This is a genomic window from Streptomyces sp. NPDC043726 (assembly GCF_056436565.1).
In genome coordinates this window covers 93,166-118,744 of record NZ_JBWKCI010000014.1, presented here as the reverse complement: position 1 = coordinate 118,744, position 25,579 = coordinate 93,166, and the positions used below count along the sequence as shown (strand labels likewise).

General features: G+C 72.2%; 19 protein-coding genes. 5 read left to right on the top strand and 14 right to left on the bottom strand.

Annotated elements, in window-relative coordinates:
- The first annotated feature begins 45 nt into the window (after positions 1–45).
- The 3 genes from AC068Z_RS34125 to AC068Z_RS34115 are packed head-to-tail and all read left to right on the top strand — an operon-like array spanning position 46 to position 3,396.
- A complete protein-coding gene (locus AC068Z_RS34125) occupies positions 46–990 on the top strand; it encodes a sucrase ferredoxin (RefSeq protein ID WP_478564621.1) in 945 nt (314 codons plus the stop codon).
- Positions 991–1,045: 55 nt separating this feature from the next.
- Complete coding sequence (locus tag AC068Z_RS34120) at positions 1,046–2,719, top strand: ATP-binding protein (RefSeq protein WP_478564618.1); 1,674 nt, start codon at positions 1,046–1,048, stop codon at positions 2,717–2,719.
- Positions 2,716–3,396 carry a response regulator gene (locus AC068Z_RS34115; RefSeq protein ID WP_478564615.1) on the top strand — a complete coding sequence of 227 codons (681 nt, stop codon included), beginning with the start codon at positions 2,716–2,718 and terminating at the stop codon, positions 3,394–3,396. Before AC068Z_RS34120 ends, AC068Z_RS34115 begins: the two co-directional genes overlap by 4 nt.
- 89 nt (positions 3,397–3,485) lie before the next feature.
- On the opposite strand, the gene AC068Z_RS34110 is transcribed toward AC068Z_RS34115, so the two are convergent.
- The 3 genes from AC068Z_RS34110 to AC068Z_RS34100 form a co-directional block, all read right to left on the bottom strand.
- A complete protein-coding gene (locus tag AC068Z_RS34110; RefSeq protein WP_478564612.1) occupies positions 3,486–5,078 on the bottom strand; it encodes a solute symporter family protein in 1,593 nt (530 codons plus the stop codon).
- A complete protein-coding gene (locus AC068Z_RS34105; protein WP_478564609.1) occupies positions 5,075–5,545 on the bottom strand; it encodes a DUF485 domain-containing protein in 471 nt (156 codons plus the stop codon). Before AC068Z_RS34105 ends, AC068Z_RS34110 begins: the two co-directional genes overlap by 4 nt.
- Before the next feature lie 142 nt (positions 5,546–5,687).
- Positions 5,688–7,811 (bottom strand): DNA gyrase/topoisomerase IV subunit B, encoded by a 2,124-nt coding sequence (locus AC068Z_RS34100; protein WP_478564607.1) that lies wholly within the window; start codon positions 7,809–7,811, stop codon positions 5,688–5,690.
- 440 nt (positions 7,812–8,251) lie between these two features.
- On the opposite strand from AC068Z_RS34100, the gene AC068Z_RS34095 reads away from it, so the two are divergent.
- Positions 8,252–8,482 carry a DUF7455 domain-containing protein gene (locus AC068Z_RS34095; RefSeq protein WP_362253502.1) on the top strand — a complete coding sequence of 77 codons (231 nt, stop codon included), beginning with the start codon at positions 8,252–8,254 and terminating at the stop codon, positions 8,480–8,482.
- A gap of 112 nt (positions 8,483–8,594) precedes the next feature.
- Here AC068Z_RS34095 and AC068Z_RS34090 read toward each other — a convergent pair whose 3' ends face one another.
- The 9 genes from AC068Z_RS34090 to pat form a co-directional block, all read right to left on the bottom strand.
- On the bottom strand, positions 8,595–9,455 hold the full coding sequence (locus AC068Z_RS34090) for a S1 family peptidase (RefSeq protein ID WP_478564604.1): 861 nt from the start codon (positions 9,453–9,455) through the stop codon (positions 8,595–8,597).
- Between the two features lie 135 nt (positions 9,456–9,590).
- Positions 9,591–11,129 (bottom strand): RNA polymerase sigma factor, encoded by a 1,539-nt coding sequence (locus AC068Z_RS34085; protein ID WP_478564601.1) that lies wholly within the window; start codon positions 11,127–11,129, stop codon positions 9,591–9,593.
- A 451-nt stretch (positions 11,130–11,580) separates the two neighbouring features.
- Positions 11,581–12,468: a FadR/GntR family transcriptional regulator gene (locus AC068Z_RS34080; protein WP_478564598.1), complete on the bottom strand. Its 888-nt coding sequence runs from the start codon at positions 12,466–12,468 to the stop codon at positions 11,581–11,583.
- Positions 12,469–12,631: 163 nt separating this feature from the next.
- Positions 12,632–14,485 carry an ABC transporter ATP-binding protein gene (locus AC068Z_RS34075; protein ID WP_478564595.1) on the bottom strand — a complete coding sequence of 618 codons (1,854 nt, stop codon included), beginning with the start codon at positions 14,483–14,485 and terminating at the stop codon, positions 12,632–12,634.
- Between the two features lie 124 nt (positions 14,486–14,609).
- Positions 14,610–15,368, bottom strand: coding sequence for an NUDIX hydrolase (locus tag AC068Z_RS34070; RefSeq protein ID WP_478564593.1), 759 nt, complete (start codon positions 15,366–15,368; stop codon positions 14,610–14,612).
- Positions 15,369–15,641: 273 nt separating this feature from the next.
- Complete coding sequence (locus AC068Z_RS34065) at positions 15,642–17,561, bottom strand: glycogen debranching N-terminal domain-containing protein (protein WP_478564886.1); 1,920 nt, start codon at positions 17,559–17,561, stop codon at positions 15,642–15,644.
- Between the two features lie 782 nt (positions 17,562–18,343).
- Positions 18,344–19,825 (bottom strand): DUF4192 domain-containing protein, encoded by a 1,482-nt coding sequence (locus tag AC068Z_RS34060; protein WP_478564591.1) that lies wholly within the window; start codon positions 19,823–19,825, stop codon positions 18,344–18,346.
- A gap of 103 nt (positions 19,826–19,928) precedes the next feature.
- Positions 19,929–22,088, bottom strand: a complete 2,160-nt coding sequence (locus AC068Z_RS34055) for a RecQ family ATP-dependent DNA helicase (RefSeq protein WP_478564589.1) — start codon at positions 22,086–22,088, stop codon at positions 19,929–19,931.
- 100 nt (positions 22,089–22,188) lie between these two features.
- Positions 22,189–22,761 (bottom strand): phosphinothricin N-acetyltransferase, encoded by a 573-nt coding sequence (gene pat / locus AC068Z_RS34050; RefSeq protein ID WP_478564587.1) that lies wholly within the window; start codon positions 22,759–22,761, stop codon positions 22,189–22,191.
- A 355-nt stretch (positions 22,762–23,116) separates the two neighbouring features.
- Between pat and AC068Z_RS34045 the strand changes: the two genes are divergently transcribed.
- Positions 23,117–23,743, top strand: coding sequence for a hypothetical protein (locus tag AC068Z_RS34045; protein WP_478564585.1), 627 nt, complete (start codon positions 23,117–23,119; stop codon positions 23,741–23,743).
- 406 nt (positions 23,744–24,149) lie between these two features.
- Here AC068Z_RS34045 and AC068Z_RS34040 read toward each other — a convergent pair whose 3' ends face one another.
- Both AC068Z_RS34040 and AC068Z_RS34035 read right to left on the bottom strand, forming a co-directional pair.
- Positions 24,150–24,788 (bottom strand): hypothetical protein, encoded by a 639-nt coding sequence (locus AC068Z_RS34040; protein ID WP_478564583.1) that lies wholly within the window; start codon positions 24,786–24,788, stop codon positions 24,150–24,152.
- Positions 24,789–24,856: 68 nt separating this feature from the next.
- Positions 24,857–25,558 (bottom strand): ribonuclease HII, encoded by a 702-nt coding sequence (locus AC068Z_RS34035; RefSeq protein ID WP_478564581.1) that lies wholly within the window; start codon positions 25,556–25,558, stop codon positions 24,857–24,859.
- Positions 25,559–25,579 lie beyond the last annotated feature (21 nt).

Genomic DNA, 25,579 nt, shown 5'->3' with positions numbered 1-25,579 from the left:
GGGACGGGGAGCCACTCCGGATCAACTCAGGTTAGGCTCACCTTCGTGAGTACTTGCTCAAGTGTCTCCCGCGACCTCGACGAGCCCATCGCGGGCACCGCGGCCACCGCGAGGACCTGGCTGCTGCTGGAGCAGCCCGGTCCGTGGGGTGCCAGGGCGCTCACCTCGAGCCATCTGGACCCCGCGCTGGGCCGCGCCCTGGAGGCCGCCGCCAAGGGCACCGGCGTGCGGATCGCGCTCATCCGCCGCCCCGGGCGGCACGCCGACCGCGGAACGCCCGCCGCCCGGCAGGTGTACGCCGCCCACACCACCCCGGGGAACGCCTGGCTGCACGGCGCCACGATCGGCGATGCGCGTGCGCTGCTCGAACTCGACTTCGCGGCGCTCGGCAAGGGCGACCACCGCGTCTTCGACGCCGTGCTCCAGGCGAGCCCGCACACCGGCGACCCGCTCGCCCTGGTCTGCACCAACGGCAAGCGGGACCGCTGCTGCGCCCTCCTCGGCCGCCCGCTCGCCGCGGAACTCGACGCCTCCGGCGTGGAGGGCATCTGGGAGGTCACCCATCTGGGCGGCCATCGCTTCTCCCCGACGCTGCTGGTCCTGCCGTACGGCTATGCCTACGGCCGCGCCGAGGCGCACTCCGTCAAGGAGATCCTGCACCGCGCGCGGGAGGGGCGGATCGTCGTCGAGGGGTGCCGCGGCAACTCCGCCTGGGAGCGGCCGGGGCAAGCCGCCGAGCTGGCCGTGCGCACGGCCGTGGGCGAGTACGCGGCTGGCGCGCTGACCGTCGTACGGACCGAGGGCGCCGCCCCGCGCTGGACGGTGACCGTCGCGCACGCCGACGGACGCCACTGGCACGTCGTCGTCGCCCAGGGTGCCGCGTCGCCGCCCCGCGCGGAGAGCTGCGGCACCTCGGTGCTGGGCTCGCCCGCGCGGATGGACGTGGAGGCCGTGCGCGAACTGGCGATCACCACGGCGCTCGCCGGCTGAGACGCGGGCCACACCCCCTTCGGTGGTCCCGCCACCCCCACGTACCGTCGTGGGTATGAGCCCCACCCCCTCCGCGCGCCGCCTGCGCCTCGGCCTGCCGCGGCGGATGTTCTCCCAGGTGCTGCTGATGCAGGTGGCCATCGCCGCGGGAGTCGCGGTGCTCGCGACCGGCCTGTTCCTCGCACCGCTGAGCAACCAGCTCGACGACCAGGCCATGCGCCGGGCCCTCGCCATCGCCCAGACCACGGCGGTCGAGCCGCAGATCGCCGAGCACGTCGTGGACACGCCGCCGACGGCCGACGGGCCGGTCCAGCGGGAGGCGGAGCGGATCCGTAAGGCCACGCGGGCCGAGTACGTCGTGGTGATGGACTCGCGGGGCGTGCGCTGGTCGCACCCCACACCCGACGAGATCGGCAGGACGGTGTCCACCGACCCCGGGCAGGCCCTGGCGGGCCATGAGGTCATGCAGATCGACAGCGGCACCCTGGGCCGCACGGCCCGCGGCAAGGTGCCGCTGCGCGACAGCGACGGCGACATCGTCGGCGCGGTCTCGGTGGGCATCGCCTACGACAGTGTCCGGGCCCGGCTCATCCACGCGATCCCCGAGCTGCTGGCGTACGCCGGAGGCGCCCTGGCCGTCGGCGCGATGGCCGCCTGGCTGATCTCGCGCCGGGTGCAGCGGCAGACCCGGGACCTCGCCTTCTCCGACATCTCGGCGCTGCTCGCGGAGCGCGAGGCGATGCTGCACGGCATCCGGGAGGGCGTCGTGGCCCTGGACCGCTCGGGCCGCATCCGCCTGCTCAACGACGAGGCGCACCGGCTCCTCGGCATCGGTGACGAGGCCGTCGGCCGCTCCCTGGAGGAGGCGCTCGGGGCGGGCCGTACGGCCGACGTGCTGGCCGGACGGGTGACCGGCACCGATCTGCTCACCGTGCGCGGCCAGCGCGTCCTGGTCGCCAACCGCATGCCCACCGACGACGGCGGCGCGGTGGCCACCCTGCGCGACCGCACGGAACTGGAGCAGCTGGGCCGTGAACTGGACTCCACGCGCGGGCTGATCGACGCCCTGCGCGCCCAGGACCACGAGCACGCCAACCGCATGCACACGCTGCTCGGGCTGCTGGAGCTGGAGATGTACGACGACGCCGTGGAGTTCGTCGGCGAGGTGGTCGGCGACCACCGGGCGACCGCGGAACAGGTCACCGAGAAGATCCGGGACCCGCTGCTCGCGGCGCTGCTGGTCGGCAAGGCGACCGTGGCCGCCGAGCGCGGGGTGGCGCTGCTGCTGTCGGACCGGACAGGGCTCCCGGACCGGCTGATCGATCCCAGGGGCATCGTCACGGTCGTCGGCAACCTGGTGGACAATGCCCTGGATGCGGCCACGGGCACTCCGCACGCGCGCGTGGAGGTCGAATTGCGCACCGAAGGGCGGACGGTCGTCCTCAGGGTGCGCGACACCGGGCCCGGAATCCCGGCCGAACAACGCGAGTTGATCTTCACCGAGGGCTGGTCCACGAAGGAGGCACCGGCCCACCGTGAGCGCGGGATCGGGCTCTCCCTGGTCCGCAGGCTCGCCGAACGGCAGGGCGGCGCCGCCACCGTGGACCGCGCGCACGGCGGCGGGGCGGAGTTCACCGTCGTCCTGCCCGACGCCCTCACCGAGCCGGACGGCGAACCGGCCCTCACCGGGCCCCCGGCCCACCGGACCGCCGAGGAGGAGTCGCGATGATCGAGGTCCTGGTCGTGGACGACGACGTACGCGTCGCCCAGGTCAACGCCGCCTACGTCGAGAAGGTGCCCGGCTTCCACGTGGCCGGCGAGGCGCACAGCGCGGCGGAGGCGCTGCGGCAGGTCGAGGAGCTGCCCCGGGTGGACCTGGTCCTGATGGACCACTACCTGCCCGACGACACGGGCCTGTCGGTCGTACGGGAGATGCGGCGGCGCGGCCACCGGACCGACGTGATCATGGTGACGGCGGCCCGGGACGTCTCCACCGTCCAGGAGGCGATGCGGCACGGCGCGCTGCAGTACCTGGTCAAGCCGTTCGCCTTCGCGGGCCTGCGGACCAAGCTGGAGGCGTACGCGCACCTGCGCCGCACCCTGGACGGCGGCGGGGAGGCCGAGCAGGCCGAGGTGGACCGGATCTTCGGCGCGCTGTCCGCGCCCTCCGAGCCGGAGTTGCCCAAGGGCCACTCCCCCACCACGGCCGACCTCGTGCGCCGTGCCCTGATCAACGCCGAAGGCCCCCTGTCGGCCCAGGAGATCGCGGAGCGCACCGGTGTGAGCCGGCAGACCGCGCAGCGCTATCTGAAGCTCCTGGAGCGCACGGGCCGCGCGCGACTGACCCTCAAGTACGGCGACGCGGGCCGCCCGGAACACCGTTACGTGTGGGCGACCCGCGCCTAGGGCACGGCCTCTGGTGGGGGCGGGGGGAAGCGGCCGTACCCGCCCCCCTGCATACGGATCCGGCGGGCCGTTGTCTCCCGCGCGGGTCGCTACGCCGCTCCCGCTCCGGTCAGGGAGCGCACCTCGGTCTCCGCGTGCTTGGCCTCGTCCGGGACCTCGGCGGAGGTGACCGTGCCGAGCCAGCCGGCCAGGAAGCCGAGCGGGATCGAGACGATGCCGGGGTTCTGCAGCGGGAACCACTGGAAGTCGACGCCGGGGAAGAGGGATTCGGGACTGCCGGACACCACCGGGGACACCAGCACGAGGGTCACGGCCGGGATGAGTCCGCCGTACACCGCCCAGACCGCGCCGCGTGTGGTGAAGCCGCGCCAGAACAGCGAGTAGAGCAGCACGGGCAGGTTGGCGGAGGCGGCGACCGCGAAGGCCAGGCCCACCAGGAAGGCGACGTTGAGGTCGCGGGCGAGCAGCCCGAGGCCGATGGCGACGACCCCGATGCCAACCGCGGCGACCCGGGCGACGGCGACCTCGCTGCGCGGCTTGGCGTGCCGGCGCCGCAGCGACGCGTACAGGTCGTGCGCCACGGACGCCGAGGAGGCGAGCGTGATCCCGGCGACGACGGCGAGGATCGTGGCGAAGGCGACGGCGGCGACGATCGCGAACAGAACCGTTCCGCCGGTGGAGTCGGGCCCACCGCCCAGATCGAGCGCCAGCAGCGGTACGGCCGTGTTGCCCGCGGCGTTCGAGCCGCGCACCGCGTCGGTGCCCACGATCGCGGCGGCGCCGAAGCCGAGGACGATCGTCATCAGGTAGAAGCCGCCGATCAGCCCGATCGCCCAGACCACCGAGCGCCGGGCCGCCCGCGCGGTGGGCACGGTGTAGAAGCGGGACAGGATGTGCGGCAGCCCGGCGGTGCCGAGGACCAGGGCGATGCCGAGGCTGATGAAGTCGAAGCGGGCGGTCCAGTCGGCGCCGTACTTGAGCCCGGGGGCGAGGAACGACTGGCCGTGGCCGCTGCGTTCGGCCGCGGTGAGCAGCAGCCGGTCGAAGTCGCCGTGGAACCGCACCAGGACGAGCACGGTCAGCGCGACGGTGCCGCCGAGCAGCAGGACCGCCTTGACGATCTGGATCCAGGTGGTGGCCCGCATCCCTCCCAACGACACATAGATCACCATGAGCGCGCCGACGGCGATGACGGTCCAGGTCTGCGCCGCCTCGCCCTGGCCGCCGAGCAGCAGCGCGACCAGGCTGCCCGCACCCACCATCTGCGCCACCAGATACAGAACGGACACGGTGACCGAGGAAGTTCCCGCCGCGATCCGCACGGGCCGTTCGCTCATCCGCGCGGCAACGACGTCGGCGAGGGTGAACCGGCCGCAGTTGCGGACCAGTTCGGCGACCAGGAAGAGCACCACGAGCCAGGCCACGAGGAAGCCCACCGAGTACAGCAGTCCGTCGTAGCCGTAGAGCGCGATGAGTCCGGAGATGCCGAGGAAGGAAGCCGCCGACATGTAGTCGCCGGAGATGGCAAAACCATTCTCCATCGGCGAGAAGAGCCGGCCGCCGGCATAGAACTCCTCGGCCGAACCGTGCCGGTGGCGGCTCACCCAGGTCGTGATCGCCAGGGTGACGGCGACGAACGCGCTGAACAGCAGCAGCGCCAGGGTCTGGTGATCGCCCGTCACGGAGTGCCGCCCCTCGTGCCCCGGGTCAGCTCCTGGGTGTCCCAGCGCAGGTCGAGTGCGGCCCGGTCGCGGCGCAGGCGCGCATGGCGGGCGTAGGCCCAGGTGAGCAGGAACGTGGTGAGGAACTGTCCGAGTCCGGCGAGCATCGCCACGTTCACCGCGCCGACCACCGGCCGGGCCATCAGCGCCGGAGCGGTGGTGGCGGTCACGACGTAGCCGATGTACCAGGCCAGAAAGCCGATGACCGCCGGCACCACGAACCTGCGGTACCGGCTGCGCACTTCCTGGAAGGCGGCGCTGCGCTGCACCTCCAGGTAGACGTCCGCCGCGTCCCTGACGCCCTCCTCGCGGGCCGCGGGGACGGCGTCGGCGTGGGCGTCCGCCTCGCCCCAGCCGGAGGCCAGCGCGTCGTACCAGGGGTCGTCGTAGCGCACGCGCGCGTGGGAGCGACCGTTGCTTGAGTGCATGCCCAAGGATGGACAGAACGGGAAGATCCCCGACTCTTGTTCCCCTCGCCCTTCACCCCATCAGGTGATTCGTCCCGGAGTGGGCGGCAAAGAACGGGGTGGGCCCGGCCCGTGCCGTGCCCACCCCGCGTGACGCGTGCGCCTACGCGTCGATGCGCGAGCGGTCCAGCGTCGCCGCCGAGGAGGAGATGAACTCCTTGCGCGGCGCCACGTCGTTGCCCATCAGCAGGTCGAAGACCTGCTCGGCCGCCTCCAGGTCGGAGAGGTTGATCCGGCGCAGGGTGCGGTGGCGCGGGTCCATCGTGGTCTCGGCCAGCTGGTCGGCGTCCATCTCGCCGAGGCCCTTGTAGCGCTGGATGGAGTCCTTGTAGCGGATGCCCTTGCTCTGGAACTCCATGAGCTTGTCACGCAGTTCGCGGTCGGAGTACGTGTAGACGTACTTGTCCTGGCCCTTCTTGGGCTGGACGATCTCGATCCGGTGCAGCGGCGGCACGGCCGCGAAGACCCGGCCCGCCTCGACCATCGGCCGCATGTAGCGCTGGAACAGCGTCAGCAGCAGACAGCGGATGTGGGAGCCGTCCACGTCGGCGTCGGTCATCATGACGATCTTGCCGTAGCGGGCCGCGTCGATGTCGAAGGTCCGGCCCGAGCCCGCTCCTATGACCTGGATGATCGCGCCGCACTCGGCGTTCTTCAGCATGTCGGTCACGGACGACTTCTGGACGTTGAGGATCTTGCCGCGGATCGGCAGCAGCGCCTGGAACTCGGAGTTCCGGGCGAGCTTGGCGGTGCCGAGCGCGGAGTCTCCCTCGACGATGAACAGCTCGCTGCGCTCGACGTCGTCGCTGCGGCAGTCGGCGAGCTTGGCGGGCAGCGAGGAGGACTCCAGGGCCGTCTTGCGGCGCTGCGCGTCCTTGTGCTGACGGGCCGCGATGCGCGTGCGCGCGGCGGCGACCGCCTTCTCCATGACCACCCGGGCCTGGGCGGCGGCGTCCCGCTTGGTGGACGTCAGGAACGCCTTGAGCTCCTTGGCGATCACCGTGTTCACGATGCGGCGGGCCGCCGAGGTGCCGAGGACCTCCTTGGTCTGGCCTTCGAACTGGGGTTCGGCCAGGCGCACGGTGACGACGGCGGTCAGGCCCTCCAGGGCGTCGTCCTTGACGATGTCGTCCTCGGCGACGCGCAGCAGTTTCTTGGCGCGCAGCACCTCGTTGAGCGTGCTGGTCACCGCGGTCTCGAAGCCGGCCACGTGCGTGCCGCCCTTGGGCGTGGCGATGATGTTCACGAACGACTTCAGGGTCGTGTCGTAGCCCGTGCCCCAGCGCATCGCGACATCGACGTCGAGTTCCCGGGTGACCTGGGTCGGCGTCATCTGGCCGTGCTCGTCCAGGACCGGGACCGTCTCCCTGAAGGAGCCTTGGCCGGAGAGGCGCAGGACGTCGCAGACCGCCTTGTCGGTGGCCAGGTACTCGCAGAACTCGCTGATGCCGCCGTCGAAGCGGAAGGACTCCTCGCCCTTGCTGCCACCCTCTCCCAGGCCGTACTCGTCGCGCACCACGATGGTGAGGCCGGGCACGAGGAACGCGGTCTGGCGGGCGCGCTGGTGCAGGTGCTCCAGGGAGAGCTTGGCGTCCTTGAGGAAGATCTGGCGGTCGGCCCAGTAGCGCACGCGCGTGCCGGACGGGTTCTTTGACTTCTTCCTGGTCTTGCGCAGGCCGCTCTTGGCCTCGAACTTGGCGTCGGGCCCCATGGAGGCGAAGGCGCCGGGCACACCGCGCCGGAAGCTGATCGAGTGGGTCTGGCTGCCGCGGTCCACCTCGACGTCGAGCCGCGCGGAGAGCGCGTTCACCACGGAGGCGCCCACGCCGTGCAGGCCGCCGGAGGCGGCGTAGGAGCCGCCGCCGAACTTGCCGCCGGCGTGCAGCTTGGTCATGACGACCTCGACGCCGGACAACCCGGTCTTGGGCTCGACGTCGACGGGGATGCCCCGGCCGTTGTCCCGGACCTCCACCGAGCCGTCGTCGTGGAGGACGACGTCGATGTGGTCGCAGTAGCCTCCGAGGGCCTCGTCGACGGAGTTGTCGATGATCTCCCAGAGGCAGTGCATCAGACCGCGGCTGTCGGTCGACCCGATGTACATGCCCGGGCGTTTGCGCACGGCCTCGAGGCCCTCGAGAACGAGGAGGTGCCGCGCGGTGTAGTTGGAACCGTCCCGGTCTGCTCCTGCCAGCAGCGCTGTGGACGGCACGGACGTCTCGGCGGTCACGCGGTTCGCTCCTCGCTGAATTTCAGGTTATGCCCTTTGGGGTAAGGGCGCGGCTTCGGTCGCCGCTCAGAGGGTACCGAGGCCTGGTAGAGCCGTTGTAACGCCACCCTCGTCTCTCGGGCAGGGTAGCCCAGAGTCGTATACATGTTCGATCCCTCGATGGAGTGAAGTACATATCACGTTCCCTTCGAGGCATGAACCATTTAGGCTCCGGGCACGTCCTCATGAACAAACCGGCAATCCAGCCGGAAGGACCGACACCGACCGACTGCGCGAACCCGTACGACACAGAGACACGCAATACGGCACATTCGCCGCCAACCGGCAGCAGCCAGCCGCCTGGAAAGATTTTTCGAGGAAACGCCCCGAGCGGGAACGTTTTCGGGCTGGTTGGATGTTGACCCTGGTACGACAGCTCGTCGAGCTAGAGAAGAGGCGACGTGACTACTGTTCTGACCCCCGCGAGCCCGTTGACGGCCGCCGATCGCTGCGACCGTTGCGGCGCCCAGGCATACCTGCGCGTCGTCCTGGTGAGCGGCGGAGAACTGCTCTTCTGCGCCCACCACGGCCGCAAGTTCGAGCCGGGACTCAAGAAGATCGCCGCTGAGATACAGGACGAGACAGAGCGGCTGACGGCCGTTCCCGCCACCGCTTCCGAAGATGAGCGCTGACACACTCGCGTCCACGACGAGCCAGCTCCAGGCATAGGCCGGCGTAAGGGCGGTTGCCCCTGATCTTCAGGGGCAACCGCCCTTACGCGTGCTCCGGACCGCCGGGCCCGGCTCAGACGCCCGTGCGCGGCCCTCTCGTGACGCCGGTGTCCCAGCGCAGGGTCGTCAGGACGTCGGACACCCGCGTGTAGACCCCGGGGCTGCCGGGGCGGCCGCAGCCACTCCCCCAGGACACCAGTCCCACCAGCCGCCCCTGGGCCACCAGCGGCCCTCCACTGTCCCCCTGGCAGGCGTCCCGCCCGCCGAGTGCCTCACCCGCGCACAGCATGCTGTCGGCCGCGTAGGAGCCGTCTCCCAGGCCCGGGTAGGCCCGCTCGCACAGACTGTCGGAGAGCACGTGCACGCGGGCCGCCCGCAGTCCGGCCGGGTAGTCACCGCCCCCGGTCGTGTCACCCCACCCGTAGACCATGGCGGGCGTCCCCGCCGCGTACGCCGGATCCCCGGCCGCCGCCATCCCGATCGCCGAGCCGCCCGGCAGCGGCTCGGCGAGGGTGAGCACGGCGAAGTCCCCCGCATTGGTGACCGCGTCGTACTCGGGATTCACCCAGGTCTCCCGTACGGCGATCTCCTGGCCCTCGGTGGAGCGCAGGTCCGTGCGGCCCGCGACGACCTTGAGGTCGTCCACCTGGTCCGGGGGCTCCCCCAGCACGTCCTCGCCCATGCAGTGGGCCGCGGTGAGCACGGTCGTGGGGCCGACGGCGACACCGCCGCAGAACTGCCCCGAGCGCGTACCCCCGAACCGGTCACGGCTGGAGAGCGCCACCGTCCAGGGACTGTCGGACACATCGACGGGGAACCCGCCGACGACAACGCTGTCCGCGGCCACGGGGGCGGCGGACGCCAGGGGTATGACGGCCGCGGCGGCGGCCAGGACCAGCGGCCGGGCCAGCGCCCGGACCAGGGGACGACGCATGAGCGCTCCTCACTCAGGGGTGGTCATGAGACACCCAGAGTGATCCACCCGGCGGCGCCCCGCACCCCGCGCGGGGCACACGAAGGCCCGGCTCCCACACGGGGAACCGGGCCTTCGGCGTCGTACGACGGCGTCCTAGTCGAGGTAGTCGCGCAGCACCTGCGAACGGGACGGGTGGCGCAGCTTCGACATCGTCTTGGACTCGATCTGGCGGATGCGCTCGCGCGTGACGCCGTACACCTTGCCGATCTCGTCGAGGGTCTTCGGCTGACCGTCGGTGAGACCGAAGCGCATCGAGACGACGCCCGCCTCGCGCTCGGACAGGGTGTCGAGGACGGAGTGCAGCTGCTCCTGGAGGAGCGTGAAGCTGACCGCGTCCGCCGGGACGACGGCCTCGGAGTCCTCGATGAGGTCACCGAACTCGCTGTCGCCGTCCTCGCCCAGCGGGGTGTGCAGGGAGATGGGCTCGCGGCCGTACTTCTGGACCTCGATGACCTTCTCCGGGGTCATGTCGAGTTCCTTGGCCAGCTCCTCCGGGGTGGGCTCGCGGCCCAGGTCCTGGAGCATCTGGCGCTGCACGCGCGCGAGCTTGTTGATGACCTCGACCATGTGCACCGGGATGCGGATGGTGCGGGCCTGGTCGGCCATCGCGCGGGTGATCGCCTGACGGATCCACCAGGTGGCGTACGTGGAGAACTTGTAGCCCTTGGTGTAGTCGAACTTCTCGACCGCGCGGATCAGACCGAGGTTGCCCTCCTGGATGAGGTCCAGGAAGAGCATGCCGCGGCCGGTGTAGCGCTTGGCCAGGGAGACCACCAGACGGAGGTTGGCCTCCAGCAGGTGGTTCTTGGCGCGGCGGCCGTCCTCGGCGATGATCTCCAGCTCGCGCTTGAGCTTCGGGGCCAGCTTGTCGGCGTTGGCCAGCTTGTCCTCGGCGAACAGACCGGCCTCGATGCGCTTGGCGAGCTCGACCTCCTGCTCGGCGTTGAGCAGCGGGACCTTGCCGATCTGCTTGAGGTAGTCCTTGACCGGGTCGGCGGTGGCGCCTGCGGCGGCGACCTGCTGCGCGGGGGCGTCGTCCTCGTCCTCGTCGGAGAGCACGAAGCCGGCGCTCTCGGCGCCCTCGGGCTCACCCTCGCCGGGCTTAGCGTCCTCGAGAACCTCGTCCTCGGGAACCTCGGCGTCGTCCTTCTTCGCGGCGGTCGTCTTCTTGGCCGCCGTCTTCTTGGTGGCGGTCGTCTTCTTCGCGGCCGCCTTCTTGGCGGTCGTGGTCTTCTTGGCAGCGGCCTTCTTCGGCGCCTCGTCCTCGACGGCCGGGTCGGCGGCGGATGCCTCGGGCGTGGCGGTGGCGGTGGCCTTCTTGGTGGTCACCGTCTTCGCCGCGACCGTCTTGGTGGCGGTGCGCTTGGCCGGACTCTTCGCTGCGACGCTCTTTCGGGTGCGCTTGGGCTCCGCGGCACTGACCATCAGCGTCACACCCTCTTCCTCGAGGATCTGGTTGAGGCTGCGCAGTACGTTCTTCCACTGAGTGGCCGGAATCTGGTCAGCTTCGAAGGCCCGACGCACGTCATCGCCGGCGATCTGCCCCTCAGCCTTTCCCCGCTCGATGAGCGCCATGACAGAGACGGACTCGGCGATCTCCGGCGGGAGCGTACGGGATGTGCTGGCCGACACGAACAACCTCTCGGAACGTTGGAAAACGGCTTCCGGCCCCGTCCACAGCGGACAGGAGCCGACCACCGGCCTGGGGATGGGCCGACGGTGCGGGCGGGGGCCGGGAAGGTGCACAGCGCCTTGTATGGCGTCCGTATTCCCTCCGCGGCTGTCACCTCTTAGGTCATCGCGCTGTTCCCACGAGCGTTACGCCCAATCTGCGTGGCCCGAGTCACACCCCGTAAGCGTGCAAAAACGGTCAGATACGGGCAGAGGTGGTCCGCCGGGGCCCGATCCATCAGTCACCGGGCCCTTCCCGAGGGTACGCCGCCCGCGCCGCCGTCTCGCCGCACCGTCGGACCCCGCAGGATCCGGGTGATCCTGCGGGGTCCGACGGGAGGCGGTTCGCCGGCCGGGCGATGCCACAGGAGGGGGGGAGGCATCCCCGGCCGCGCCGCCCGTGGGTGCGCGGTCAGTGCTCGCGCGGGGCGGGCACCACGCGCTCCACCTCTGGGTGGACGGTGAGAAGTTGCCGCATCGCCGTCTCCGCCGCCGTACCGTCGGCGGCCGCGAGGGCGTCGACGATCCGGCCGTGGTGGGCCAGCGACGACTCGTTCGGCCGGTCACAACCGGTGACCGGACCACCGGACACCTGGAGCGCGGAAGAGACGATCCCGGAGAGATGCTCCAGCATGCGGTTGCCGGCGACCTGGATGAGCAGGGAGTGGAACTCGGCGTCCGCGCGGGAGAAGGTCAGCGCGTCACCCTGCCCCATGGCGTGGCCCATGATCTCGACCATGTCGGCCAGCCGCTGCTGGACGTCCTCACGGCCGTGTCCCGCGGCGAGGCGCGCGGCGAGCGGTTCGATCGTCCAGCGCAGCTCGCTCAGCTCGCGTCGCTGGTCGTCGCGCTGCGGCCCGAAGGCCCGCCACTCGATGATGTCCGGGTCGAGGAGGTTCCAGTCGCTGACGGGCCGCACGCGCGTGCCGACGTTCGGCCGGGCACTGACCAGGCCCTTGGCCTCCAGGACCCGGAGCGACTCACGGACGACGGTACGGGAGACCTCGAACCGCTGGCCGATCTCCTCGGGCACCAGCGGACGGTCGGCCCCCAGGTCGCCGGAGACGATCATCTGGCCGAGCTGCTGGACGAGTTGGCCGTGCAGTCCGCGTCCGCGGCTGCCCGCGGCGCGCCGGCCCACGCGGCCCAGCTCTGGCTCCGCGCCCTCCCAGGAGGGGGCTCCGACGCGGTCGGCGACAGAGGCCTCGGCGTAGGGGTAGCGGTCGAGTTCGCCCGGGCCGACGAGACCGGAGTCGGTGGCACGGGCGGCGGTCATCATGGTGTGCGCAAGGGTACTCACGGATCCTTTGTCGGCGCCCTCTCCAACTCCCTTGAGGTCTTTGGTGAAAAGCACACGAAAGGGTGATCGCTCACCCCGTCGCAATTGACGCCTTATCGGAAAGAAATGGGCTTTCCCCGGGGAGTTGTGCGCACAGGGAGCACCGGAAGCGGACGGAAGGCGGTCATCGGACCCTGCTGCGCAGGGTCGTGAGCAGATACGCGCACAGCAGCGCCGTCAGCGACAACGTCAGGGCACCGCCCACGGGTTGGACGACCACACGCGCGGCGGCCGCCACATACCGCTCGCCCCCGAAGGGCCACTGCATCAGCAGCACTTCCCTGAGCCGCAGCGGAAACCCGGCAGCCGACCGCACGGAGGGCCCTTCCAGCGCCTTGTGCACCAGGGGTACGACGAGCAGGGGCACTGCGACGACGGCGGCGAGCCCGGCGCTGGTGGAACGGAACACCCCGGCGGCCAGCACCCCGGCCCACGCGCACCCGACCACCAGCCCCACCCAACTCGCGCTCAGCGAGAGCCAGTCCCCGGGAACCTCCGCCAGCTCCCGTCCGTATACGAGATACAGCACCTCCGCATCGCAGCCCACCGTGGCGACGGCCAACGACAGCGCGGTGACCCCGGAGACCAGGAGCTTGGCGGCGAGCAGTCCCAGTCTGCGGGGCACGGTGCCGCGGTCCGCCGCCAGCGCGGGGTGGCGGAACTCGTCCCCGAAGGCCAGCGCGCCGAGCAGCCCCGCCCCGAGCGCGGCGGGCGGCAACGGCAGCTCCCGCGGCCAGGCGGCCAGCAGCCGCGCCTGCGGGGTGTGCCCGATGCGGGCGAGCAGCAGAGCGGTGAGCGCGGACACGACGAGCACGACGGCGGCGGTGACAAACCCGGTACCGATCCCCGCGGCACGGCGCAGTTCGTAGCGCAGGGGGCGGAGGGGGCTGGGGGCGGGGCGGACGGAGATGGGGGGTGGGAGGGCGGGGAGGGGGGAGGGGGCGGGGGGCCGGGGATCGGCGGCGGAAGTGGCGGGGGTGCCCGGGTCGCGCTCAGAGGTCGGGGCACTCTCAGGTGCCGGGTCGCGCTCAGAGGCCGGTTCGTGCGTGTCCTCCGCCGACGGGCGCTCCTCCGCGCCTTCCAGGTCCTTCGCGGTCGCGCCGGGCCCCATGTCTCCGATCTCGTCCGCGAGTTGGTGGACGGGGATTCCGTGGCGGAAGGCGATCTCGCCGATGGCGGCACAGGTACTGCCGTACACCGAGAGGCGGTTGCCGCTCTCGCGGACGACCTCCACGGAGCGCTGTGCCGTACGGGCGTCCTTGGCGAGGAGGGCGGCGAGGCGGGTGGCGTGGGGGGTGCGGACGGCGACGCGGGGGCGCAGGCGGGTGCGGGAGAACTCGGCGGCGTCCTGGTCGGCGACGAGTCGGCCCTGGTCCAGGGTGATGACGCGATCAGCGGTGCGCGCGGCCTCCTTGGGGTCGGCGGTGGTCAGCAGGACCGTGCCGCCCTGGGTGGCGTGGGCGCGCAGCACGCCGTAGAGCCAGCGGCTCTCGCGGGCGGAGAGTCCGTCGGCCGGGTCGTCGAGCACCAGTGTGTGCGGGTCGGCGAGCAGGGCGCAGGCCAGGCCGAGACGGCGGTCCATGCCGCGGGAGAGGGTGCCGAGGCGTTCGTCGCGCAGGCTGACCAGGCCGACCACTTCGAGGACTTCGTCGGCACGGCGTACCGGGACCCCCGCGGCGGCGCAGAGCATGCGCAGATGTCCGCGGACCGTGCGGGCGGGATGCCCCGGCACATCGCCCAGGAGAACGCCGACCTCGCGCGAGGGATGGGCGATCCGGTGCAGGGGGCGGCCTCTGAAGTAGGTGAGTCCACGGCCCTGTTGGAGTTCGAGCATGAGTCTGAGTGCGGTCGTCTTGCCTGCTCCGGCCGCTCCGAGCAGTGCGGTGACGTGGCCGGCGCGCGCCTCGAAGGAGACGTCGTCGACGGCGGGCGGAAGCTCCTTGCGGGAATCGCTGGTCAGTCCGAAGGCCTGGATCACCCGAAGCAAGATAGCGCGCTATGTCCGCTTTTTCGGGCACCGCAAGGCCCGCTCACCGGGCGGCAGTCGACGGCTCGGACCCGTGTTCGCCGTTCGCTCGCGGGCCCGGCCCGCGACCCTCGCCTCAGACTTCCGGGCGCAGCATCGGGGGGTTGAGCAGGGTGGCACCGCCGGCCCGGAAGAGCTGGGCCGGCCGGCCACCCTGGCGGGTGGTGGTTCCGCCGGTGGGGACGAGGAACCCCGGGGTGCCGGTCACCTTGCGGTGGAAGTTGCGCGGGTCGAGGGCCACGCCCCACACGGCCTCGTAGACGCGGCGCAGTTCGCCGACCGTGAACTCGGTGGGGCAGAACGCCGTGGCCAGTGAGGAGTACTCGATCTTGGAGCGGGCGCGTTCCACACCGTCGGACAGGATCTGGGCGTGGTCGAAGGCCAGCGGGGCGAGGGGTTCGCCGTCACGGCCGTAGCCGCCCTGCTGGAGCAGCTCCTCGACGGGCGCCCAGCGTGCGTTGCTCGCGTCGCCGCCCGCGCGCGGTGCGGGCAGGTCGGGGGCGAGGGCGAGGTGGGCGACGCTGACGACGCGCATCCGCGGGTCCCGCTTGGGGTCGCCGTAGGTGGCGAGCTGTTCCAGGTGCGCGCCGTTGTCCTGGACCGGTGCGGAGGGGTCGTGGGCGCGCATGCCGGTCTCCTCGGCCAGTTCCCGCGCCGCCGCCTGGGCCAGGTCCTCGTCGGCCCGTACGAATCCGCCGGGGAGGGCCCAGCGTCCCTGGAACGGCGGTTCACCCCTGCGTACCGCCAGCGCGCACAGTGCATGGCGGCGCACGGTCAGCACGACCAGGTCCACGGTGACGGCGAAGGGCGGAAAGGCTGACGGGTCGTAGGGCATGCGGCGATCATAGTCGTCTGCCTGACGATAAACACTCCCTTCTGCGGTCGCATCGACCGTTGATCGAGTTCGGGTCGGTGGTCGGTTTCCTTGGGTGGTGGAGGGGTGCTGTGGGGTCGTTGAGGGTGGTGCGGGTGGGGGCGTGAAGGGTCGGAGGGCGTGAAGGGTCCGGGGGAAGGGTCCCGGGGGCCGTGAAGGGCCCCGGGGGCGTGAGGGGCTGTGAAGGGTCGGGCTGCTGCCGGGGGCTCCCCCATTGCGTGGCCGGCCTTCGAGTCACACTCCCAGTTGGAGCCCGTCCGCGGCCTCCTCGACCATGGCGAGGCCGAGTCGGCCCACGCGTACGGAGAAGGGGGCGCCCGCGACCCGCAGGCCGGTGAGGACGAGTTCCCCGAGGGGGGCGCTGGTGGCGGGGCGGAGGGTGACGGTGCCCGCGGGGGCGTCGGGGCGGATCCCGGCGAGGGCCGTCAGCAGCAGTACCCCCGCCGCTGCGGCGGTGGCGGCGGGGCGACAGGCCGCGGGGTGCGGGATCGGCGCGCTCCCGTCGGTGCGCTGCTCGCCGCCGTACATCTCCGGCAGTCGGTGTCCGAAGGCCTCGGCGGCCGTCAGGGCGCCGCGCAGCAGCCCGTTCGCCTCCTTCTCGTAACCGGCGGTGATCAGGCCGGCCACGGCGACGGCCGTCTCGTGGGTGCGGACGGCACCGCTGCGGTGGCCGAAGGGATTGAATCCCGCTTCCTTGGCTCCCAGGCCGCGCAGTCCCCAGCCGGAGTCCATCGCGGGGCCGCCGAGCAGTCGGGCGAGCTGCTCGGTCTGCACCTTGTCGAGGATTCCGGGCGCCGCCTCGCCCTCGCCCAGCAGGCCGGTGTCGAGGAGGTGGGCGGTGGCCGCGCCCAGGTGCGGCACGAGCCGCCCGTCCGGGAAGCGGGCCGCCGCGGGTCGGCCGCCGCCCGGGTCGTCGATCCAGAAGTCCCGCTGGAACGCGCTCCTCAGGCTTCTCGCCCACTCCCGAAGTCCCGGCCCGCCCGGTCTGCCGAACGCGTCGAGCAGATCGGCGCCGAGCAGTGCCGCGCGGTGGGCGTGTGCCTGCGTCTCACAGCGCTGCGGTCCGCCTGGGTGCGGGTCTGAGAGGTAGGGGCCGTCTCCCACAGTCGTGCGCAGCCAGGTCAGGCAGTGCTCGGCGGCCGGGAGGAGTTCCGCCGTCTCCTTCTCGGAAAGTCCCCACCGGAGGGCCTCGGCGAGCAGCGCCGGGAACAGCAGCGTGGCCTCTGTGGCCGTGCAGCTCGGTGGCAGATGGGTGCCCGCGTCCCGGCGCGGCGCGGGGATCATGCCGGACCGGCTTTCCGAGTCGGTCAGCTGGGTGCGGGCCAGGGTGCGCAGCGTGCCCGCGGCGAGGCGGGTGCCGAGGGGCAGGGTCATCCGGGCGGCGGCGAGGGCTTCGGCCGGCGCCAGTCCGCAGCGCCAGGGCGCCCCTGCGGCGAGATGGGTGTCGGCGGGGTGTGTCGGGTCGCGCAGCAGCAGTGCCCGGAGGTCCTCGACGCTGGTGCGCAGCAGCGCCTGGACGCCGGGGTGGTCGCCCGCGGCAGTGGCGGGGGCCAGCGGAGTCGTCGCCGAAGACCGACCCACGGCTCGGACCGGTCCGGCCCCGTCCGGCCGAGCTCGCAGCTCCAGGCTGGCGCTGCCTCCGGGCGGCAGCTCCAACTCCCAGCGCAGCAGGCCCGCGGAGGCGAGGGCGTCGGTGGGTGGCGGGTCGGCGGTGACGGCCGAGTTGCCGGTGGCGCCTGTCCAGCGGAGGCCGGAGTCGTGGACGCTGGCGGGCAGTTCGGGGCCGGTTCTGCCGGACGCGATGGCGCCGAGGTCGGCCAGATCGGTACCCAGGGCGACCTCGACCGGCAGGCGCAGGGGGCGTGGGGCCGCGCTGTGCAGGGTGATCCGCTCGGTGCCGTCCGCGTGGCGGATGCGCTCGACGACGAGGTCGGGGTCCGGGCCCGCGTCCGGGGAGGCGCGGAGCGTTCCGACGAAGCGGGCTCGATCCGCGGCGGTCATCCGGGCGTGTACGGGGAGGGGTTCACGTCCTGCGACGCGCACGTGGCAGCGGGCGAGTACCCGCCGGCCTGCTCGGTAGAAGCCCTCCAGTCCTTGTCCGGTCAGCTGCCCGTGTTCGGTGGAGATGGCGAGGCCCGGGAGGGCTACACAGATCAGGGCGGTGTGGGTGGGCGGCAGGCCGGAGGGGCGGCGGGGTGGCGGAGGTGCGCCTCCTGGGGGTGGGGGGAAGGGGGTGCCGCGGGGTGGGGGAGGCGCGGCTCCTGTGGGTGGAAGTGGGGTGCTGCGGGGCTGTGAAAGTGCAGTTCCTGGCGGTGCGGGTGGGGTGGCACGGGGTGAGGGAGGCGCTGCTCCCGGGGGCGGGGGCGGTGGTGTGGGCTGCGACGTGCGGGTCGGCGGCAGGGGTGTGGGCTGCGCCGTGCGGCTCGGCGGCGGTGGTGTGGGCTGCGCCCTGCGCGTCGGCGGCAGGGGTGTGGGCTCGGCAGGGCGCGTCGGCGGCAGGGATGTGGGCTCGCCCGGGCGCGTCGACGGGCGGTGGTCAGCGCCGGGGGACGGGTTCTCCAGCCCGCCGGCCTCGGGTGGCCCCTGGTATCCGGGTCTCGACGGCGACTTGGGCCACGGTCCGTGCGGGCGGTTGTCGTCGGCGGCGGAGGGCTGAGTCGGCTGGTGCATGGGGCGGCTTCCTCTGCGCTCGGTGCGCCTGGGGCGTGCTCGGCGCCGGGTGGTGGATCCGGGGATACCTGGGCAGGTCGACGGCACCGACTGTCCAGGCGATCCGCCACTCAGGTGAACGGGGTGACGTTGCCCAGGGTCACGCTCGAGGGCGGATGACCCGGCCGAATGGGGGCCGCGGGGGCACGCGTGGCGGATGATCACATCCCGCCGGGGGTCGGAGGCCTCGGCCGGACGAGCACGGCTTCGACGCGCACCGGTGAGATTCACGCCTCCCCCTCAGGCCCGGGGTTCGTCCCGTCCTGGCGGGCGCCCCGTCGTTTGCCCGTCGCGCGCGTGGTCCGGGGCTTTCGCGGTGCGCCGGGATGTGTTCCGCCCAGCGGAGTACGCGGACGCGGCACCCTCGCCCCGGGCCGTCGGCCTCCTCCGCCTCCTCCCCCACCGGCCGGCCGAGAGGGCTGCGGCGAGGGGGCGTCGGCCTTGGAGGCGGTATGTGCCGGGTGGCTGCGGGGCTGCGAGAGGGTTGCCGTGGGCGTCCCGCGGTCCGTGCGTTCCGCGCGCAGGCAGCGGCGGACCGACTCGGGGTCCAGGCCCTCGTTGCAGGCCTGGTGGAGAAGGCGGGCGAAAAGATAGTCGGGGTCGGCTCCGAGGGCCATGGCGAGTGCCTCGCGGGCCTCCAGTTCGTCGCCCGTGGACCAGGCCACCCATCCCGCGAGGGTGAGCGGTGCCGCGGCGTGTTCGCCGTAGGGGCCGACGCAGCGGCGGGCCAGGGCTCGCCACAGGCGCAGGGCGGGACCGGCCTCGTCGCCCTCCATCCACTCGGCGGCGCGGTCGCGGGTCGTACGGTCCTGGAGACCGAGGATGAGCCGGGCCGCCTCGTCATGACTGAGCAGACCGTCGTCGCGCAGGTCCGCCGTGAGCGTGCCGGAGACGGGTGCTGCTCCGGCGAGGCGTTCGCGGACCTGCCCCGCCAGCTCCAGGGTCTCCGCGGCCACCTCCGCGCGGCTCGCGTCGTCGAGGATCCGTGGGACCAGGGCCATGCTGGCGGTGTCGAGGGCGACCTCCTGTTCCAGCGCGGCCGAGCTCTCCCAGGGGAACATCCTGGCCCGCAACTCACGCAAGGTGCCGCGCACCTGGAGGCCCGCGTAGGTGGCGGCCGCGGCCAGAACCGAGGTGCCGGGCAGGCCCATCGGTGTTCCGTGGGCCGGGCAGCAGCCCTCGTCGGCGCAGCAGTAGGACCAGAAGCGGCCCTCGGAGACGCAGAGGGCCTCGATTACCGGTACGTCGAGGTGGCCGCACTCGGTGCGCAGCTTCTGGGCCAGCGGGCGCAGCCGTTCCATGACCTCTCGGCCGGACTCGCCCGGTGCGGGCTCCTGGCAGACGTAGGCCACGATCTGTTCGGGGCGGGCGCCCCGGCGTTCGCTGCCCGCGACCAGGCCGTGTGCCAACTGCCGTGCCGCGGAGGGCCAGTCGTCCGGGCTGGTGGGGATGCCGAGCCGGGCTCGCCCGCCGAAGCGGCCACGGCCGTTCCGGTCGTGCAGGGCGACCAGCACGATGCTGTCCTCGGGTCGGTAGCCCAGCAGGTACGGCAGCGCGTCGGCCAGTTCGGCCGGGGTGCGCAGGGTGAGTTGCCGTTCGCCTCCGTGGTCTTCGTAGGCGGTGCAGTCGAGTTGGTTGGCGGGGTGCGTCTCGCGTCCCGTGATGTCGCCGTTTTCAGGGGTTCCAGCGGTTTCGCCGTGCTTCGTCATGCCACGACGATCTCGCGGAATGCGAACCTCCGCTTGCCCCTGTGGATAACTCCGAGCAGGAACATGGCAATTCGCCACTCCGCCCCCGCGGGCCCGGGAAGACTCAGCCCGCCGCAGCCAGCACCAGCGGAAGCACCTCCCCGCTTCCCGCCCGCCGCAGCAGACGGGCCGCGATCGCCAGTGTCCAGCCGGAGTCGGTGTAGTCGTCCACGAGCAGCACCGGCCCGGGAGAGCTCGCCAGGGCGGCCGCAAGGTCCCCGGACACGCTGAACGCCCCGGACAGCTCCCTCAGCCGTTGTGCTGAGTTGCTCCGCCGCACCGCATGCGCCCCGCCGGGCCCGGTGTACGTCAGCGCGCCGAGGAAGGGCAGCCGCCCGATGTCCGCGATTCCCTGGGCCAGCGTGCCCACCAACTGCGGCCGCGTCAGCGACGGCACCGCCACCACCCCCACCGGCCGGGCCGACGCGTCCTTGGCGCCCGCAGCCCAACCGCCCGGAGAGCGCGCCCAGTCGGCCAGCACGGCCACCGACGCCCGCAGGACGTCCTCGGGGACCGGGCCGTCCGCCGCGTTGTCGGCCAGCAGAGGGCGCAGGCGGTTGCCCCAGCCGATGTCCGAGAGCCGCCCCAGGGCGCGCCCGGTGGAGCACTGCTCCCCTGCGGGGATGCGGCCCTTGAGTTCGATGCCCAGGGCGGGCATCCCGGTCGGCCACATCCGCCGCGGCTCGACCTCCACCCCGGGCCGGTCCAGCTCCTGCGCCGCGCCCGTCAACGCTTCCGCCGAAACGGATGAATCGGCCCAGGGCCCCGCGCAGTTGTCGCAGCGGCCGCATGCTGTCGCACCCTCGTCGTCCAACTGTCGGCGCAGGAACTCCATCCGGCAGCCGGAGGTGCTCGCGTACTCGCGCATGGCCTGTTGCTCGGCCGTCCGCTGCCGCGCCACCCAGGTGTAGCGATCGGCGTCGTACACCCACTCCGCTCCCGTGGCGATCCAGCCGCCCTTGACCCGCTTGACCGCGCCGTCGACGTCCAGCACCTTCAGCATGGTCTCCAACCGACTGCGCCGTAGATCCACGGCCGCCTCCAGGGCGGGCACGGACAGCGGTCGTCCGGCCCCGGCGAGGGCCGAGAGGGTCTGTCGGACCTGGGCCTCGGGCGGGAAGGCGGTGTCGGCGAAGTAGCGCCAGATCGCCTCGTCCTCCTTGCCCGGCAGCAGCAGCACGTCGGCGTGGGCCACGCCTCGGCCGGCCCGGCCCACCTGCTGGTAGTAGGCGATCGGCGAGGACGGCGAACCAAGGTGCACCACGAAACCCAGGTCCGGCTTGTCAAAGCCCATCCCCAGAGCCGAGGTCGCCACCAGCGCCTTCACCCGATTGGCGAGCAGGTCCTCCTCGGCCTGGAGGCGGTCGGCGTTTTCCGTCCGCCCCGTGTAGGAGGCCACCGGGAAACCGCGCTGCCGCAGGAACGCGGTGGCCTCCTCGGCCGCGGCGACGGTGAGGGCGTAGATGATGCCCGAGCCCGGCAGCTCGTCGAGGTGCTCGGCCAGCCAGGCCAGACGGTGCGCGGCGTCCGGCAGTTGTACGACGCCGAGCCGCAGGCTCTCCCGGTCCAGCGGGCCGCGCAGTACCAGGGCCTCACCGGCGCCGGTCCCGAGTTGCTCGGCCACATCGGCGGTCACCCGCGCGTTGGCCGTCGCGGTGGTCGCGAGTACGGGTACTCCGGGTGCCAGCTCGGCCAGCATCGCCCGCAGTCTGCGGTAGTCCGGGCGGAAGTCATGGCCCCAGTCGGAGATGCAGTGGGCCTCGTCGACCACCAGCAGGCCGGTCGTGGCCGCGAGCTTGGGCAGCATCTGGTCGCGGAAGTCGACGGAGTTGAGGCGCTCCGGGCTCACCAAGAGCACATCGGTCTCGCCTCGCTCGACCTCCTCGTGGATGGCGTCCCATTCCTCCGGGTTGGCCGAGTTGATGGTGCGTGCCTGGATGCCGGCCCGCTTCGCCGCCTCGACCTGGTTGCGCATCAGCGCGAGCAGGGGCGAGACGATCACCGTGGGGCCTGAGCCCCGCCGCCGCAGCAGGGCGGTGGCGACGAAGTACACAGCCGACTTGCCCCATCCGGTGCGCTGCACGACCAGCGCGCGCCTACGCTCCCGTACCAGAGCGGCCACCGCCTGCCACTGGTCCTCCCCCAGGCGGGCCGATCCTCCTGGGTCGCCGACCAGCTGGCCCAGGATGGTGTCGGCTTCGGCACGGAGTTCCAGTTCGTCCATGCCTCCATGCAACCCGATGCCACTGACAATCAGCCACTCCAGCCCCCCTTAGGACGCCCCCGCGCGCGTGGGTGCGTGATCAGCGGGCTGCGGGCGACGCTCACTGAGCCGGGAAACCGCCGTCGATCTCACTGACCGGCCGGACCGGGCGAGGCGGCACCCGGACTGCGAAATCGCGCTGCCAGAAGCCCACGTCATGCCAGGTCCCGTGCTTGAAACCGGCCGCCTTCAGGGTTCCGCGCGCGGTGTAACCGAGGGCCTCGTGCAGCCGTACGCTCGGATCGTTGGGCAGTCCGATGACGGCCACCACGCTGTTGAAGCCCTGCGCCTCCAGGGCCCTCAGCAAGTGAGTGCCGAGCGTGGAGCCGATCCCCAGGCGCTGGTGGCTGTGGGAGACGTACACCGTCGACTCGGCGGTCCAGTCATAGGCACTGCGGGTCTTCCACGGGCCTGCGTAGCCGATGCCGGCGACCATGCCGTCCACCTCCGCGACGATCCAGGGGTAGCGCTCCCGCGTCGCCAGCAGGTCCCTTGACCACTCGTCCGGAGTCTGCGGTTCCGTACGGAAGTTGACGGTGCTCGTCTCGATGTAGTGGTTCACGATCTCGCAGACCGACGGCATGTCCGCGACGGAGGCAGGACGGATCTCGACGGGGTGGGCTTCCGGGCTCATGGGCAGGGCGACCTTTCTTCGGCGGCGACCAAGGTCATCGTCCGCCGGTCCTACGTCGGCCGTCACTCTGTGCGGCACGCAGAAAAGGCCATTCACCTGCCACTCCGGCGATTCCCGCGGAAGACCTACGCACCCCACGCGTCACCAGGTGACGCACGGGGTAGGGATATAAGACACACACCCTCCTATATCGGTCTGCCGTTCCAATTGCTCGTTGCCGCAACCCAGTTCGAAGGGAAGAATTGAGGTCCGCTCCCCGCACGGCTCGCCCGTGGTCCGGCAGGGCTCCGCTGCGGTGTGCGCTCCCCCGATTCCACCCCGCCCGCAGTGTGGGCGCGTAGCCGAAGGGAGGACCGTGACCTTCGGATTCGCTCCGTCCCCCGCGGCATCCACGTCAGCCTCCACCGACCTGTCCGCCGCCACGCTGGGCCGCGTGCTGGAACCCGCGGAGTGGGCCGCCGCCGGGATCCCGCTGCTGCGCAACCCCCGCGAGGTCGTCAGCGGACTGCACTCCCGGCACCGCCCCGAACCCGCGACGGCCATCGTGGCCGTACTCGACCCGGACGAGCGCCTGAGGGCGAGCGCCTCGTTCACCCGGCGCACGGCCCCGGCCGACGGCTGGATGTTCCGCAACGTCCTGCTCGACCAGTTGCGCCGGGTCATCCCGCACGACCTCCGCCGCCGCACGCCGGTTCGGACCGCCGTCCTGCTCTACTGCCGCGAGGGCGACGCGCGTTGGACGGAGGAGGACGGGGCGTGGATGTGGGGTCTGCGTGACGCCTGCACACTGCACGGCCTGCGCTGCGGTGCCTACATCACGCTGACGCGGGACGGCTGGCAGGTGCTCGGCGAAGGGCGCGGCGGCCGTCGCCCCAGCGTGGACTCCGCGCCGGAGCCGTTCGCGACCTCCGAGTCACCGCCCCCTCCGCCCCGCACCGGCGGCGCAACCTCGGAGCTCCTGCGCCGCGCGGCGGCCCGCTGAGGCATCGGGGCGATCCCACGAGGCGGAACGTTTCCCTGCCTCAGCGGCATGCCCCGCAAGACACCCGACCCGCTGGGGCTGCCGGTCCCCCTACGGCCGACGCACCCCAGTGAGGGCGCCGAACGCCGAACGAGTGGCCAACACCCACGACGGGCGGGACGGCCAACACCCGACAGGCGGCAGGCCCACACCCACTACGGGCGGCACGGCCCATGCCTACAGGCGCACGGCCGACACCCGCGCCGGACGGCACAGCCCGGTCCCGCAGCGGACGGCCGAGACCCACCGCGAAACCGCTACCGAACCGGGCGCGCGCTCGTCCGCGCACGCCGAAGTCCCCACCGTGCTGGTACCGCCGCGGCGGCACCCCGGTCGCCGACCGCCCCCGGACCAGCCGGAGGGCGGTTCAGACGCCCGCGCCGAGCACCGCGTTGATCTGCTGCGGGTCGCCGCAGACGATCAGCAGGGCGCCGGCCCGGCCGAGGGCCAGAGGCAGGGCGGAGGCGGCAGCGGCGTCGGATCCGCCGTTGACGGCGACCACGACCACGGCGCGCGAGGCCGCACGGCTCGCGACGGCGGCGTCCGCGTAGAAGACGTCGTCGCCCGCGTCGTGCTGGGCCCAATAGGAGGTTTCGCCGAAGGACAGCTCATGGGCGGCCCACGGGTGATGTTCGCCGGTGGTGATCACCAGCACGTCACCAGGGGCACGGCCCGACTCCAGCAGCAGGTCGACGGCTTCCTCCGCAGCATCGAGCGCACCCTCGGCCGAGGCCGGGATCAGCTGGATCTGCGGAGTCGCCGCAGCCGGTGCGGAGACGGGGGCAGCCGGACCGGTCGGTCCGGGCTTGGTCGCGGCCACGTCACGGGGCGTGCGTTGCGCCGGCGCCGTGGGCCGCGGGGGGCCGGGACGACCAGGACGCGACGGTGCCGCGGGACGCGGACCGGGTACGGGGCGGGGGGTCGGCGCGGTGCGGCCACTGGCCGGCGTGGCGCGGGGACCCTGGGCACTCTCGTGAATCTGAGGCTCCTCGGGAATGAGAGGCATGGGCTGATATTTATCAAACGTTGGTGCGGCTCACGTGAACGGGTGGCACATGAGTGCGAACAGAACGGTCAGAAATCGAAGCCGAGCTGACCCTCGATCTCCGGAGCACTCCGTTCCGCCCAGCTGCGGACCTTCTTGAGGTGCCGCCACTGGGGCAGCGCATCAAGATACGCCCACGACAAGCGGTGGTACGGGGTGGGCCCCCGCACCTCCAACGCGGCCTTGTGCACGGGCGACGGATACCCGGCATTGTCCGCAAAACCGAAGTCTGCATGGTCGATACCCAGTTCGGCCATCATTTTGTCGCGCTGAACCTTCGCGATCACCGAGGCCGCCGCCACCGCCACACACGACTGGTCACCCTTGATCACCGTTCGGACCTTCCAGGGGTTACCGAGGTAGTCGTGCTTGCCGTCGAGGATGACCGCTTCGGGGCGGACCGGCAGCGCGTCCAGGGCACGCACCGCCGCCAGCCGCAGCGCGGCCGTCATCCCCAGTTCGTCGATCTCCTCCGGCGAGGCGTGGCCGAGGGCGTACGACGTCACCCACTTCTGGAGCACCACGGCGAGCTCGGTGCGCCGCTTGATGGTGAGCAGCTTGGAGTCGGTGAGCCCGTCGGGGGGCCGGCGCAGACCGGTGATCGCGGCGCAGACGGTGACGGGCCCGGCCCAGGCGCCGCGCCCCACCTCGTCGACACCGGCAATGACCTTCGCTCCGGTCGTGGCGCGGAGTGAGCGCTCGACGGTGTGAGTAGGTGGTTCGTACGGCATGGCGCCCTTAGCGTACGCCGC

What these genes read in the sequence shown, in the direction of transcription:
- AC068Z_RS34120 (WP_478564618.1), top strand. Translation starts at nt 1,046, where the DNA reads ATGAGCCCCACCCCCTCCGCGCGCCGCCTGCGCCTCGGCCTGCCGCGG.
- AC068Z_RS34115 (WP_478564615.1), top strand. Translation starts at nt 2,716, where the DNA reads ATGATCGAGGTCCTGGTCGTGGACGACGACGTACGCGTCGCCCAGGTC.
- AC068Z_RS34105 (WP_478564609.1), bottom strand. Translation starts at nt 5,545, where the DNA reads ATGCACTCAAGCAACGGTCGCTCCCACGCGCGCGTGCGCTACGACGAC.
- AC068Z_RS34090 (WP_478564604.1), bottom strand. Translation starts at nt 9,455, where the DNA reads ATGCGTCGTCCCCTGGTCCGGGCGCTGGCCCGGCCGCTGGTCCTGGCC.
- AC068Z_RS34070 (WP_478564593.1), bottom strand. Translation starts at nt 15,368, where the DNA reads ATGCCCTACGACCCGTCAGCCTTTCCGCCCTTCGCCGTCACCGTGGAC.
- AC068Z_RS34060 (WP_478564591.1), bottom strand. Translation starts at nt 19,825, where the DNA reads ATGACGAAGCACGGCGAAACCGCTGGAACCCCTGAAAACGGCGACATC.
- AC068Z_RS34055 (WP_478564589.1), bottom strand. Translation starts at nt 22,088, where the DNA reads ATGGACGAACTGGAACTCCGTGCCGAAGCCGACACCATCCTGGGCCAG.
- pat (WP_478564587.1), bottom strand. Translation starts at nt 22,761, where the DNA reads ATGAGCCCGGAAGCCCACCCCGTCGAGATCCGTCCTGCCTCCGTCGCG.
- AC068Z_RS34040 (WP_478564583.1), bottom strand. Translation starts at nt 24,788, where the DNA reads ATGCCTCTCATTCCCGAGGAGCCTCAGATTCACGAGAGTGCCCAGGGT.
- AC068Z_RS34035 (WP_478564581.1), bottom strand. Translation starts at nt 25,558, where the DNA reads ATGCCGTACGAACCACCTACTCACACCGTCGAGCGCTCACTCCGCGCC.